This window comes from Azotosporobacter soli (assembly GCF_030542965.1).
GTDB lineage: Bacteria > Bacillota > Negativicutes > SG130 > SG130 > Azotosporobacter > Azotosporobacter soli.
This window is the reverse complement of the sequence record NZ_JAUAOA010000002.1, coordinates 70,121-82,460: the sequence shown is the minus strand read 5'-3', so window position 1 is coordinate 82,460 and position 12,340 is coordinate 70,121. Positions and strand designations below refer to the sequence as shown.

Below are 12,340 nucleotides of genomic sequence, written 5' to 3'. Positions count from 1 at the left end.
AAGCAAATATAGTAATGCGATAAAAGAAATAAAGTTTGCGGATTGATAACGCAATTGTTTAATGCATCCGAGTAAGATGCAAGTTTTTTTACAGTGGTATATGCGTGCATTTGCATGTTGAAATATACAAAGCGATAAAAAAAGGAGTGATCAGCATGAGTAAAATTGAAATTTTTGATCCGGCCATGTGTTGCCCGACGGGGTTATGCGGCCCGGGAGTCGATCCTGACTTGCTGCGCGTGACGACGACGCTAAGCAACTTGACTGCCAAAGGCGTCACGGTTTCACGCTATGGATTGTCTAGTGAACCGCAGGCGTTTGTCGATAATAAGCTCGTCAATGAATATCTGGTAAAAGAAGATGTTCAGGTTCTGCCGATCACCGTTGTTGACGGCCAAGTGGTAAAAACAAAAGCATATCTCACGAATGAAGAGTTTGCAAAATGGTCCGGCGTTGCACTGGAAGAAATAGCGCCGGCTCCGGCAAAGAAAAAAGTTTTTAGTTGCTGCGGCGGCGATGGCTGCTGCTAAGCACAGAAGCGTAGGAGGATAACCATGTATAATCAATTTAATCCAGATGAAATAACATTAACAAAATATCTGTTTTTCACCGGCAAAGGCGGCGTCGGCAAAACCTCAACCGCTTGCGCCACTGCTGCCGTCCTGGCGGATCAGGGAAAAAAAGTGCTATTGGTCAGTACCGATCCGGCATCCAACCTACAAGATGTGTTCGGCATTGAGCTGAACAGCAAAGGAACAGCGATTCAGGAAATTCCGAATCTGGTCGTGGCCAATCTTAACCCGGAGCAGGCTGCGGCAGAATATAAGGAATCGGTGATTGCACCTTACCGCGGCAAGTTGCCGCCGAGCGTGCTGAAAAACATGGAAGAGCAGCTGTCCGGTTCCTGCACGGTAGAGATTGCGGCGTTCAACGAGTTTTCCAATTTCATCACCGATGCGAAAACGCAGCAGGACTACGATCATATCCTATTTGACACCGCACCGACCGGACACACGCTCAGAATGCTGCAGCTGCCGTCGGCCTGGAGCAACTTTATCAGCGAAAGCACGCACGGCGCTTCGTGCCTGGGGCAACTTTCGGGCCTTGAAAGCAAGAAAGAAGTCTATAAAAATGCGGTAGCCACATTGGCAGACGGAAAGCTGACTACGTTAGTGCTGGTGTCGCGACCTGAGTTTTCGCCGCTGCAGGAAGCGGAACGCGCGGCAGGTGAGTTGAAAGAAATCGGCGTCATGAATCAAATTTTGGTAGTAAACGGCGTTTTGGAAATGGATATTGAAGACGATGACATTGCCGATCAACTGTATGAAAAACAGCAGGCGGCTTTAGCTGAAATGCCGCTTGGTTTGCAAGATGTTGCTACCTATACGATTCCGCTTCGCGCCTATAACGTGGCCGGAATCAAGAGCATCCGCATGCTGCTGAAAGAAGACTACATTGAAACCGATAAGCACAAACTGCACAAGACTACACTGCCGAAGATCAAAGCTTTGATTGACGACCTGCATCGCACCGGCAAACGCGTCATCTTTACGATGGGCAAAGGCGGCGTCGGCAAGACGACTTTGGCGGCAGCGATCGCCTTGGGACTGGCGGAAAAAGGCGCTAAAGTGCATCTGACTACGACCGATCCGGCGGATCATTTGAAATTCGTAGTCGAAGAGGGCAATGGCATCACGATCAGCAAGATCGATGAAAAAGTCGAGCTGCAAAAATATACCGAGGAAGTATTGGCGACAGCGAGAGAGACGATGAAAGAAGAGGATGTCGCCTATGTGGAAGAAGATCTGCGCTCGCCTTGCACACAGGAGATTGCGGTCTTTAGGGCTTTCGCCGAAATTGTCGACAAGGCCGACAACGAAGTTGTCGTTATTGATACCGCACCGACCGGACATACGCTGCTGCTGCTCGATGCGACGCAAAGCTACCATAAGGAAATCCAGCGCTCGCAAGGCGATATCCCGGAGTCGGTGAAAAAATTGCTGCCGCGCCTGCGTGATGAACAGGAAACCGAAGTCGTCATCGTGACGTTGCCGGAAGCGACGCCGGTCTATGAAGCGATGCGCTTGCAGGAAGATTTGCAACGGGCCGGCATCACTAACAAATGGTGGGTCATTAATTCGAGTTTGTTGATGACGAACACGCAAAGCCCGCTCTTAAAAGCGAAATCATTGAGTGAAGTGCCTTGGATCAACAAGATCGACACCATATCCCAAGGAAACTTTGCCGTCATTCCCTGGCAAGGGGAAGAAATCAAGGCAGAAAAACTCAAACAATTGATTCAATAAAGGCCTGCGAAAGAAGGGGCAGAACGAAACTCTTTGTTTCGCTCTGCCCCTTGTAAATTTATAAGGTAAAGAAGCAACCCAGTACCTCTTGCGCCGTAATGTTGTCGATCGGGTGTTCTTGCAGCCAGGGGAAAAGAACGCCGCGTATTTCTTCCTGCGTCCGGGCAACGCCGCACAGTGCAGTTTCCAAGTCGCTGATTTCACCGGAGACGAAAAAATCGCCGCATATTTTGCAGGTGACGATCGTTTCATTTTTGATATCGAGCAAGACTTCAACGGTGCCGCCGCTAAAAGTGCGTTTGACGCAGTGGTTAAAATGCGGCAACGAGCCATAGGTCCAGGCGCGCGTTCGGTAGCGATCGCGCGCGAGCGCTTCGATCGCCTGCAGCTCGCTTGGCGAAGGGCTGTATTGTTGATAGGGTTTCTTGGAGCGGCTGAAGATCGCGTCGAGCAAGGCGGCTTCAAATTCCGCCGCTGTCGTGCCGAGCGGCAGATGGGGACGGATCGTCGTCACCGCGCTGCGTACCGAGGGGACGGCGCGGCGGGTGTGTTTCGATTCGGAGCCGGAGAGCGCTTGCGACAGGACGGTCAGATCGCTGTCGAAGAGCAACGTGCCATGGTGCAGCAGGCGACCTTGATGGAAATACTGGGCGTTGCCGGAAAATTTTTGTCCGCTGATCGTCAGATCGTTACGGCCGGTGAATTCGGCCTCTACGCCGAATGATGCCAGCGCGTCAAGGACTGGCAATGTCAGACGGGCGAAGGCATCCCGGCTGATGGCCGGAGCGGCGGTGATAAAGCTGAAGTTCAGATTGCCAAGATCATGGTAAACCGCGCCGCCGCCGGAAAGGCGGCGAACAACCCGGATGTCCTTTTCGGCAATGAACGCATCGTTGATTTCGACTGCAAGGTTTTGGTTGCGTCCGATGACGACGGTCGGGCGGTTGCGCCATAAGATGACGAGGTCTTGCGTGAAATTTGTTTGCTTTAGATAGTATTCTTCCAAGGCCAGGTTGAAGCAAGGGTCGTTCGAAGCATTCAGAATATGCAGCATGTCTACTCTCCTTTGCGGTAATTGATAGGGGAGAAACGGTTGACGGAGAAATGAATCGGACATATACTGGAAACAGTTACATTACTATTTTATAAATTTGTCATATAATAAGCAAGCGCTATTTGAGGTGGGTGAAAAATGAACGCGATCTATGAAATTGTGATTCTCGGCGGCGGACCAGCGGGCTATTTGGCGGCGATCCGTGCGGAGCAACTCGGAGCAACGGTTGCGATTGTCGAGCAGGATGAGTTCGGCGGCGTTTGCCTGAATCGCGGCTGTATTCCGACGAAAGCGTTGCTGCGCACGGTGGAACTGGCCGTACTCGGGCGCAAGGGAAAGGAATTCGGCGTGACGGAGCAAGCGCCGCTCGTAATCTGGCCGACCGCGCACAGCCGCAAAGAGCGGGTGATCAAGAGCCTGCGTCTGGGCGTGGAACATTTGTTGAAAAACGATAAGATTCGCGTCTTTCGCGGACGCGGCAGCATTGTCAGTCCAGAGGAAGTAAAAGTGGAAATGCTTGAAGATACCGCTGTCCTGCGCTGTAAAAAAATCCTTGTCGCGACAGGATCGGCTTCGGTACGTCCGGCTATTCCCGGCGCGGAGCTGGCCATGACAAGCGACGAATTGCTGTCGTTGACGGAAACGCCGACGAGTCTGGCGATTATCGGCGGCGGCGCGATCGGTCTTGAATTTGCCCAAATGTTCAGCGGCCTTGGAAGCAAGGTAACGGTGCTTGAAATGGCCGAACAGGTCTTGCCGCAGGAAGATGCCGAAATGGCGGGGGAAGTCCTGAAACTTTTGAAAAGGCAGGGCGTGCAAATACAGACTGCGGCAAGCGTCAGAGAAATAAAGCCGCACGAAGGCGGCGCGGTGCTGACGTTTGCTGTTGGCGACAAAGAAGTGTCTCTGGAGGCCAGCCATGTGCTGTTGGCTGCCGGTCGCAAACCGTCCGTGCCGGCGGAACTCATAGCGCTTGGCGCGGCGGTCTCTCCGTCAGGTGCGCTGCTGGTCGATGAACGTTTTGAGACCAGCATTCCCGGCATTTATGCGGCAGGCGACGTGACCGGCGGCCGACTTCTGGCGCATAAGGCGTATGCGGAAGGAAAAGCTGCAGTTGAAAATGCGTTGGGTTTTTCTGCTTCGCTTACGCCGCAGACGATCCCGGCCTGCGTTTACATCCAGCCGGAACTGGCAACGGTCGGTCTGAATGAAGGCGAAGCGATTGCGGCCGGATATGAGGTTCGCGTCGGTCGCTTCCTGTTTCGCAACAATGGACGCGCCTTGGCGCTGGGCGAACGCGACGGCTTGGTCAAAGTGGTGACCGATCAGAAGACGCAGGTCATCTTAGGCGCGCAAATTCTTGGCGCAGAGGCGACGGAACTGATTTCGGAACTGACGCTGGCGGTAGCGCTTGGACTGAAGGCGGACGTGCTGGCCGATCTGGTGCATCCGCACCCGACGCTCAGTGAAGCGGTAATGGAAGCCTGCGCCGATGCGATCGGCAGGGCTATTCATAAATAATGCATAAATTAGAGGGGGATACTAAAATGGAAACAGCAGAAAAAAAACGTCCCGGTTTTATCATGTGCGTGTGCACGGGCAAATGCCCCGGCTTTAGCCAAATGGATATCTGGGACTTTATCAATCAGGTACGCGTCGAACTGCCGGTGGAATACGGCTTCATTCATCCGCAACTGTGCGAAGAAGACGGCGATCGTTTTCTGGCAGACCTGTTAAAGGCGGATCGACCGATGGTCATCGGCGCATGCGCGAAAAACATGCAGATGAAAATGTTTCGCGATGCTTTTAAAGAAGCGGGGCTGGATATAACGAAAGATTTGGTGGCGCTCGACATTCGCGATATGAACACGCAGGATGCAGTGAAAAAAGTAGAAAAAGCGCTTGAAGAAATGGGGGTTGAATAAAAATGAGCGAAGAAACTTTCATGGGCGTAGCGCGTGACAAGATTGACTGGAAACCGACGATCGATTATTCAAAATGCGACTACTGCATGGAATGCTTTGACTTTTGTCCGCATAAAGTCTATGAGAAGCGTGAAAATGAAGAAAAGAAATTAGTCGTCGCCAATCCGAACAATTGCGTCGTTTTTTGCCGCGCCTGCGGCAAGACCTGCGGCCCGGACGCGCTGACGTTCCCGAACAAAGCGGACGTATCGAAGCATATCAAGGAGATTCGCGGCGGGGGTGAGGGGCATGAGTAGCAAGTATGCGGTGCTGCCCTGCAACGGACTCGATAAGTGCGCCGGACAAATCACGAAGGAAATTGCGCTTGCCATCTGCGAAAAGACGGAAAGCGATTTGATTTGCCCGGTGCTCTATCAGGTGGCGGAGAGCAAATATGATACAAGCGTCAAAGAAAACCCGCTGCTTGTTATCGACGGCTGCGGCATGCGCTGCGCCAGCAAGCTGGCTGCAGCAAAAAACCTGAAGATCCAAAAAAAAATGACCGTCAGCGCAGAAGCGAAAGAGCGCGGCTGCGTTTTGCCGACAGACACGCTTCGTCTGAGCGAAGCAGAACGGAAACTGGCCGTTGAACTGGCAGCAGAACTGAGCAAAGAAACGGAAACGGCAAAAGAAGACAGCGGCGCAGAAACGGTTTATCAGACGCCGAATGATTTTGCGGTTTATACGAGAGACAAGTTCATCTTTCGCGTGCCGACCGAAGGTTTTTATTTTACGGAAAACGATTGCTGGCTGCAGGTCAGCGGCAACCGGGCGCGGATCGGCGTGACCGATTATGTGCAGCAAAGTTTGTCGGATATCATGTTCTTCACGCCGCCGAATCTTGATAGCGAGTTAGAACAGTTTGACGAGGCGGGCGTCATCGAATCCGGCAAAGCGGTTTTTGAAGTCATCTGCCCGGTCAGCGGCAAAGTCGTCGCAGTGAATGCGGAACTGGCCAGCGCGCCGGAGTTTATCAATCAGAGTCCTTATGAAAAAGGCTGGATCGCCGAACTGGAGCTGACGAATTTTGCCGAGGAAGTGGATTTTCTATTGACGACCGAGGGTTACATGAAGATTCTGAAGAAAAAGGTGGATGATTTTCATGTCAAATAACAGCAAAGTCAAGATCATACCCTGCAGCGGCATGGGCAAAGTGTATGGCCTGATGTCAAGGGAAGCCACGCTGCAGACAGTGACGAAGCTTTGCCCGGAGCAAGCGGAGACGATTTGCCTGGCCTATCTCGTCACCGGGGATAAGGAAGCGAAAATGCGCATTGCTGAGCAGCCTTGTCTGACGATCGACGGCTGTCCGATGCTTTGCGCGGCGAAAAGCGTTGCTGCAATGGGCGGCGATGTCAAAGAACGGTTTAAGGTTCTCGACGTCGTCAAGGAACATAGAGGCGTGCAGCCGGGTACCGCTACGGCACTGACCGAAGGCGGCTGGACGATCGTGGACGACATCGCGGCCAGACTGGAAGCCAAGGTGCGCGAAGTGGCAGGAGAGGGGCGATAGCATGAGTGAAGCACGAGAAGTTAAATTCGGCGTAGTGTCCTGCAGCGGCGAAGAATGTCTGGGCGGCACGATTTCGCGCCTGGCGACTCGCAAAATCATGGACGAAATCCAACCGGACAAAACGGTGACGATTTGCCTGCCGCTCTTTCTGGCCGGCGGGCAGGAAGAAAGAACGTTTGCCAAGGAGTTTCCGACGATTGCGGTTGACGGCTGCAATAAGGCTTGCGCCAGACGGGCAATCGAGAAATACAGCGGCGCGGTGAGCGCGGCGATTCTGGTTTCGGATTTGATCGGCGATGAAATGGCAGAGGGCCCGGCGCTGTCGACGCGCGATCTGACAGCGGAACATCAAAAGATGATTGACAAGACGACGCTTGCAATCAGTGAAGAATATGATGTGCTGATCAAAGCAGAACAAGTAAAATAAACTGCGTACGAGGGAGATCGCGTCGCGGAGAAAAGGGGTGGCGGTATGAGTTTGCTAATGGTTGGCGGCTTGTTCCTGCTAGCGATTATTTCCGGTATGCTGGGGCTGGGCGTTGCATTTGCGGCAGTGCCGTTCCTGGGCTTGTTTATGCCGGATCTTGTGCATCAGGTTCAACCGGTGAGCCTGCTATTAAACGGCCTTACGGCAATCTTCGCTGCGCTTGGTTTTGCGATGGGCGGGCATATCGATTGGCGTAAGGCGGGAATTCTGTCGATTGTGACGACGCTTTCGGCTCCGCTCGGCGCTTATCTGGTACAGACAGCGACGCCCGCCTATGTTTGGTATGCCTACCTGGCATCGGTGATTTTTTTAGCCTACAAATTATTCAGGAAGACGACGAGCGGAATCGTCGAAGAAAACTTAAAACTGGCGTGTCTGTTTGCCGTGCCGATTTCCATCCTGAGCGGATTCTTAGGCGTTGGGCCAGGTTTTTTGCTGATGCCGACGCTGATCATTCTCGGATTTGAAGCAAAAAAGGCCGCCGGTATTAACGCGGTGGCTGTGACATTTCCATCGTTTTCGTCGCTGATTCCGCATTTACCGACTGCGCAGTTCGATATGAGCCTGACTGGCGTTCTGCTCGTTGTCGGTGCGATTGGTTCTTTTGCCGGGGCGCGCTTGAGCAGCGTCTATCTGCCGAGTGATAAGATAAAACAGATGTTTGGAATTCTTATCGTGGCTATGACGCTGTATAAAATTTATACGATGCTGCGCTAGATTGTAGTTTGTCGTGGATAACGAGGAAGACGGCAGCGCTTTTATTCAAACTTAAGTAGGAGGATTGACGGCATGGCCGAAGATATAGTAGTCAAGCTGACCGCAGAATTGTTCAAAACGCTTGGACATCCGGCGCGAATCAAAATCTTGCTGATGCTTACGGACGGTGAGCGATGCGTCTGTGAAATGATTGAGCAAATCGATATCGAACAATCAAACTTTTCGCAGCATCTTGGCGTCTTGAAGCGGCAGGGACTGATCGAATCGCGAAAAGACGGGCAAAAAGTCATTTATAAAATTTCCTATCCTTCGGTGTTAGCGTTAATCAGCGCGGCGGAAAAGACGTTAAGCGACCAAATCGGACATAGTCAGGAATTGCTGAAGTTCTTAAAATGATAAATTGTTTAAAGGGAGTGAACTTGATGTCTGAAACGTGGTATCCGGTTGTGGATTTAGAAAAATGCTCGGCTTGCGAAATTTGCATCAACTTTTGTCGTAATGGCGTGTATGAAAAAAAGCCCGGTAAGCCGGTCGTGGTGAAGCCGGTAGGCTGTGTCCACGGTTGTCGGGGCTGTCAGAAAAAATGTCCTTCCGGCGCGATTGAATATGCGGGCGATACGGGAGCCGACATCTCGCCGGGCTGCTGCTCATAACGGATACAGGTCTTGTACGATTTGCATGAGGGAGTGGGGAGATGGCTATGAAATGGCGAACAATAGTCAAAAATGTTGTTGCTAAAATCGCATCCTCACTATCCTTTTGCAGGGGCTGTGAAAAATTGTCTCACGGCATTCTCATGCCAAAGCGGTATGTGCTAAGCAACGCCAATGTAATCACAATGGATAACGAGGATAGTCGCGCTAACGCGATTGCCGTTGAGGATGGACGAATCGTTAGTGTTGGAACGCAACAAGATATGAGCGAGCTGCTGCAACGAGGTTGGAAATGTTATGATGTGGCAGGCAAAACCATATTGCCGGGATTCAGCGATTGCCACAGTCATCTGGATCTTACCGGAATTACGTATGCCGGTATTTCGGGTTGCGGTTTTGTGACCATTGAAGAGGCGGTTGAAGCGATTGCGGCAAGGGCGCGGCAAACGCCTACGGGCAAGCCGATTATCATGTTCGGCGTGAAGGATACGCAGTTCACCGACGACAGGGTGCCGAACCGTTGGGATTTGGATGAGGCGACAACCGTGCATCCGGTCATTATTGTTGAATATACCTGGCATCAAAGCTATCTTAATTCCTGTGCAATCGACTATTTTCAAGTAACGGAAATGGATGACGGAGCCGACATTGAAAACGGTCTGCTGAATGGCGTGTTAAGAGATCCGATTTCGATTACGGTTAATAGTAAAGCAGTTTCGAACATTTCGCAGCTGGAACTTATTGCCGGAATCAAAAAAGCTGCTTGTGGAGCGCTGCAACATGGCGTAACGACGATCCATACCATGCAGGGCGGCATGGACATATGCGACATTGATGAAGTGATGGAGATGCTGGAACCGCAGTTGCCGGTGCATATCATAACATGGGATCAGTCAAATGATGTTGCCAAAGTGCTGCAGCGCAAGTTGCCCAGGATGGGCGGTTGCGGCGCCATGCAGGCGGATGGCGAAATCGGCAGCAATACGGCGGCGCTGTTTGAACCGTATACGAACCAACTGAATAGCAAAGGACTATTGAATCATACGCAGGAATACTGGGATAAGCTGATCTTGACGGCGCATTGCAACCAATTGCAGTTTGCTGCTCATGCGGAGGGCGAAGCCGGTATTGAAGCGGTACTGTGCGCGATGGAAAAAGCGCAGGCGCAGTGTGCCAGGAAGGATGCGCGACATCGCATCGAGCACTTGGAATTGCCGACGATGACGCAGCTGGAGCGTATGGAACAGGCTGGCATCATTGCTTCGGTACAGCCTGCGTTTGTTGATCTTAGCGACAAGGAATTCAAACAGTTATGCCGAAGTTATGGCAAAACGAGAATGAAACGATTCAATCCGTATCGCAGTATTTACGAAAAAGGGGTTGTAATGGTAGGCGGATCGGATAGCCCGGTGAGTCCCTATGATGCACTGCTGGGCGTCTACTGGGCGCTCAACCATCCGGTCGTTGAAGAACGGTTGCCGCTTCGCGAAGCGCTGAAGATGGTTACGATTAATGCGGCATATAGCGGGTTTGAAGAAGATGACAAAGGGTCGCTGGAAAAAGGGAAACTGGCGGAACTGGTGATTTTGTCTAATGATCCTTATCAGGTACAGGCGGAAAAATTGCATGAGCTTGTTGTCGTGGAATATGTGATTGCTAAGGGGAGCGGCTATCAGACGGCTGAATTGGCAAAGCAAGCCGAAATGAAATAAGCTGCAGACGATGCTGAAAATAGAGGAGGCCGCTGGCGATGGAAGAATGCGTCCGTTGGAATACCGGGGAAGAAACAATTCTTTTGCCGAAACGAAACGATGCGCGCAAGCTGTACTTGGAAGTTACCTCTGCCTGCAATTTCAGTTGCATTACCTGTATTCGACATTCCTGGCGCGAAAAAGATGAATACATGCCGTTCGCGCTGTTTGAAAAACTGCTTGCCGATGCGCAGGAATTTCCCGACATTAAAACCATTCATTTTGGCGGTTTTGGCGAATCGCTGCTTCACCCTGATATTCTCGCAATGCTCGCGCTTTGCAAAAAAAACGGTTATAAAACGGAAATGATTACGAATGGTTCGCTGCTTACGCCGTCGATGCTCGAGCGTTTGATTGATTTGGAGCTTGAATGGCTGTTTGTTTCGCTCGATGGGCCGGATGAGAAATCCTTCAAGCAAATTCGCCCCGGCGCAGCCGGCTTTACCGAGGTGACGGACGCGGTACGCATGTTGCAGACGATGAAGAAAGCGAAGAAAAAGATGCGTCCGCTGCTTGGCGTAGAGTTTGTGATGATGAAGGATAATTATCAGCAGATTCCGGCGATTCGCCGACTGGCGAATGAATTGCGCGCCAATAAGCTGCTGCTTACGAATCTGTTGCCCTACCATGAAAGCATGAAGGAGCAGATCCTCTATGGCGAAGCGACGCCGGATCTGAAAAAATTCGGCAGCGACGCTTCGATGTTATCGATTTTGACAATGGGGAAATTCGAAATCACTTCGTGGCGAGACTGCAAATTCGTGCAGGATAAGGCGATGGTCATTTCGGCAACGGGCGAAGTCAGCCCTTGTTATGCGTTTCTGCACAATTACACCTGCTATATCATGGGGCGTGAAAAAAAGGTCAAGGCCCAGTCCTTCGGTAATCTGAACGAGAAATCGCTGTCAGAGATATGGACGGAAGCATCCTATCGCGTTTTTCGCTACACGGTGCGGAATAATCTCTATCCGTCCTGTACCGATTGTCCGCAGGTTGACGGTTGCGTTATGTCGCAGGATAACGAAGCTGACTGCTGGGGGATAACGCCGGCTTGCGGCGATTGTCTTTGGGCGAGAAGCATTGTTTTATGCCCGTGAACGATTCATACTAGCGGATAGGGTGGGATTTTTAAAGACGGGCGGACAAAAAAGCGAGGCCGACGGTAGGATACCGTTGGCCTCGCTTTTTAGATCATCTTTTGCTCAAACAAGAGCGGCGGAAGAATCGGTTTCAGCGGTGAACCGATAGATGGAAAAACTGTCGCGCGGATCCTGCGCCGGCGAATCGGCGGCTTTTATTTCACTCGACAGTGTAAACGGCGTGCTGTTTTCGAGAAAGTAGATGTAATCGTAACTTGGATAGTAGAGGATGATGTCGACGCTGCGTTCTTGTTTCTCGATCGAGTGCAGGATATTGCCGACAACCTTGGTGAAGATTTGCAGCGAAAACGGATTAAAAAAATAAAAGACCGTGTCGAAGCGTTTTACCTCGTACTCTTCGGCGAAGCAATGCAGGAAATGTATTTTGTTTTCCGGTTGCGCATGTTTTTTAAAATACGATTTTTTATTGTCAATTGCCTGCTGATAAAAGTAAGGATCCATTTCGATGCCGGTGACAGTCGCTGAAAAATGATGATGCAGGTAAAAATTAAGGCGGCCTTTGCCGCAGCCGAAGTCGACGATATGGTCGTCTGCGTTGAAAGCATGTTGTGCGGCCAATTGCTCGAGCAGCGAATAAGAGGTCGGCTCATAATGGTTATAGTGTGGCGAGTCGTTGAAAATCTTCTGCTCGCCGGCGGTTTTTATATTTAACAATTTTTCGTAATACTGTTCGTTCATTTACGTTCCCTTCTGTCTTGCGCTAGCTTCTTTACAGTATATAGGGATAAAGACGTT

General features: G+C 51.2%; 15 protein-coding genes. 13 read left to right on the top strand and 2 right to left on the bottom strand.

Features of this window, described 5'->3' with window-relative positions; genetic code table 11:
• Positions 1-155 precede the first annotated feature (155 nt).
• Positions 156-530 carry an arsenite efflux transporter metallochaperone ArsD gene (gene arsD / locus QTL79_RS02405; RefSeq protein WP_346353342.1) on the top strand — a complete coding sequence of 125 codons (375 nt, stop codon included), beginning with the start codon at positions 156-158 and terminating at the stop codon, positions 528-530.
• Positions 531-554: 24 nt separating this feature from the next.
• The gene (gene arsA, locus QTL79_RS02400; protein ID WP_346353341.1) at positions 555-2,306 is read left to right on the top strand and encodes an arsenical pump-driving ATPase; all 1,752 of its coding nucleotides are present in this window, start codon (positions 555-557) and stop codon (positions 2,304-2,306) included.
• Positions 2,307-2,364: 58 nt separating this feature from the next.
• On the opposite strand, the gene lplA is transcribed toward arsA, so the two are convergent.
• Complete coding sequence (lplA, locus tag QTL79_RS02395; RefSeq protein WP_346353340.1) at positions 2,365-3,360, bottom strand: lipoate--protein ligase; 996 nt, start codon at positions 3,358-3,360, stop codon at positions 2,365-2,367.
• 138 nt (positions 3,361-3,498) lie between these two features.
• Between lplA and lpdA the strand changes: the two genes are divergently transcribed.
• From lpdA to QTL79_RS02340, 11 genes are all read left to right on the top strand, one after another.
• Positions 3,499-4,881, top strand: a complete 1,383-nt coding sequence (lpdA, locus tag QTL79_RS02390; protein WP_346353339.1) for a dihydrolipoyl dehydrogenase — start codon at positions 3,499-3,501, stop codon at positions 4,879-4,881.
• A 26-nt stretch (positions 4,882-4,907) separates the two neighbouring features.
• Positions 4,908-5,285, top strand: a complete 378-nt coding sequence (locus tag QTL79_RS02385) for a hypothetical protein (protein ID WP_346353338.1) — start codon at positions 4,908-4,910, stop codon at positions 5,283-5,285.
• A gap of 2 nt (positions 5,286-5,287) precedes the next feature.
• Complete coding sequence (locus QTL79_RS02380) at positions 5,288-5,581, top strand: ATP-binding protein (RefSeq protein ID WP_346353337.1); 294 nt, start codon at positions 5,288-5,290, stop codon at positions 5,579-5,581.
• On the top strand, positions 5,574-6,437 hold the full coding sequence (gcvH, locus tag QTL79_RS02375) for a glycine cleavage system protein GcvH (RefSeq protein WP_346353336.1): 864 nt from the start codon (positions 5,574-5,576) through the stop codon (positions 6,435-6,437). Before QTL79_RS02380 ends, gcvH begins: the two co-directional genes overlap by 8 nt.
• The gene (locus QTL79_RS02370; RefSeq protein WP_346353335.1) at positions 6,427-6,837 is read left to right on the top strand and encodes a putative zinc-binding protein; all 411 of its coding nucleotides are present in this window, start codon (positions 6,427-6,429) and stop codon (positions 6,835-6,837) included. The genes gcvH and QTL79_RS02370 overlap by 11 nt, the downstream gene beginning before the upstream one ends.
• Before the next feature lies 1 nt (position 6,838).
• A complete protein-coding gene (locus tag QTL79_RS02365; RefSeq protein ID WP_346353334.1) occupies positions 6,839-7,264 on the top strand; it encodes a putative zinc-binding protein in 426 nt (141 codons plus the stop codon).
• A gap of 45 nt (positions 7,265-7,309) precedes the next feature.
• Positions 7,310-8,041: a sulfite exporter TauE/SafE family protein gene (locus tag QTL79_RS02360; RefSeq protein ID WP_346353333.1), complete on the top strand. Its 732-nt coding sequence runs from the start codon at positions 7,310-7,312 to the stop codon at positions 8,039-8,041.
• Between the two features lie 72 nt (positions 8,042-8,113).
• Positions 8,114-8,437: an ArsR/SmtB family transcription factor gene (locus tag QTL79_RS02355; protein ID WP_346353332.1), complete on the top strand. Its 324-nt coding sequence runs from the start codon at positions 8,114-8,116 to the stop codon at positions 8,435-8,437.
• Between the two features lie 26 nt (positions 8,438-8,463).
• On the top strand, positions 8,464-8,694 hold the full coding sequence (locus QTL79_RS02350) for a hypothetical protein (RefSeq protein WP_346353331.1): 231 nt from the start codon (positions 8,464-8,466) through the stop codon (positions 8,692-8,694).
• A 41-nt stretch (positions 8,695-8,735) separates the two neighbouring features.
• Positions 8,736-10,406 (top strand): amidohydrolase, encoded by a 1,671-nt coding sequence (locus QTL79_RS02345; RefSeq protein WP_346353330.1) that lies wholly within the window; start codon positions 8,736-8,738, stop codon positions 10,404-10,406.
• Between the two features lie 38 nt (positions 10,407-10,444).
• Entirely contained in the window at positions 10,445-11,542 is a 1,098-nt protein-coding gene (locus QTL79_RS02340; protein WP_346353329.1) for a tungsten cofactor oxidoreductase radical SAM maturase, read from the top strand.
• Positions 11,543-11,647: 105 nt separating this feature from the next.
• Here the strand turns inward: QTL79_RS02340 and QTL79_RS02335 are convergent, their stop codons facing one another.
• Positions 11,648-12,283 (bottom strand): class I SAM-dependent methyltransferase, encoded by a 636-nt coding sequence (locus tag QTL79_RS02335; RefSeq protein ID WP_346353328.1) that lies wholly within the window; start codon positions 12,281-12,283, stop codon positions 11,648-11,650.
• Positions 12,284-12,340: the final 57 nt, after the last annotated feature.

Bases quoted from the DNA above. Each gene is read 5' to 3' on its own strand.
- lplA (WP_346353340.1), bottom strand. From the start codon at position 3,360: ATGCTGCATATTCTGAATGCTTCGAACGACCCTTGCTTCAACCTGGCC.
- QTL79_RS02355 (WP_346353332.1), top strand. From the start codon at position 8,114: ATGGCCGAAGATATAGTAGTCAAGCTGACCGCAGAATTGTTCAAAACG.
- QTL79_RS02340 (WP_346353329.1), top strand. From the start codon at position 10,445: ATGGAAGAATGCGTCCGTTGGAATACCGGGGAAGAAACAATTCTTTTG.
- lpdA (WP_346353339.1), top strand. From the start codon at position 3,499: ATGAACGCGATCTATGAAATTGTGATTCTCGGCGGCGGACCAGCGGGC.
- arsD (WP_346353342.1), top strand. From the start codon at position 156: ATGAGTAAAATTGAAATTTTTGATCCGGCCATGTGTTGCCCGACGGGG.
- QTL79_RS02335 (WP_346353328.1), bottom strand. From the start codon at position 12,283: ATGAACGAACAGTATTACGAAAAATTGTTAAATATAAAAACCGCCGGC.
- QTL79_RS02385 (WP_346353338.1), top strand. From the start codon at position 4,908: ATGGAAACAGCAGAAAAAAAACGTCCCGGTTTTATCATGTGCGTGTGC.
- QTL79_RS02380 (WP_346353337.1), top strand. From the start codon at position 5,288: ATGAGCGAAGAAACTTTCATGGGCGTAGCGCGTGACAAGATTGACTGG.
- QTL79_RS02365 (WP_346353334.1), top strand. From the start codon at position 6,839: ATGAGTGAAGCACGAGAAGTTAAATTCGGCGTAGTGTCCTGCAGCGGC.
- QTL79_RS02360 (WP_346353333.1), top strand. From the start codon at position 7,310: ATGAGTTTGCTAATGGTTGGCGGCTTGTTCCTGCTAGCGATTATTTCC.
- QTL79_RS02345 (WP_346353330.1), top strand. From the start codon at position 8,736: ATGGCTATGAAATGGCGAACAATAGTCAAAAATGTTGTTGCTAAAATC.
- QTL79_RS02350 (WP_346353331.1), top strand. From the start codon at position 8,464: ATGTCTGAAACGTGGTATCCGGTTGTGGATTTAGAAAAATGCTCGGCT.
- arsA (WP_346353341.1), top strand. From the start codon at position 555: ATGTATAATCAATTTAATCCAGATGAAATAACATTAACAAAATATCTG.
- gcvH (WP_346353336.1), top strand. From the start codon at position 5,574: ATGAGTAGCAAGTATGCGGTGCTGCCCTGCAACGGACTCGATAAGTGC.
- QTL79_RS02370 (WP_346353335.1), top strand. From the start codon at position 6,427: ATGTCAAATAACAGCAAAGTCAAGATCATACCCTGCAGCGGCATGGGC.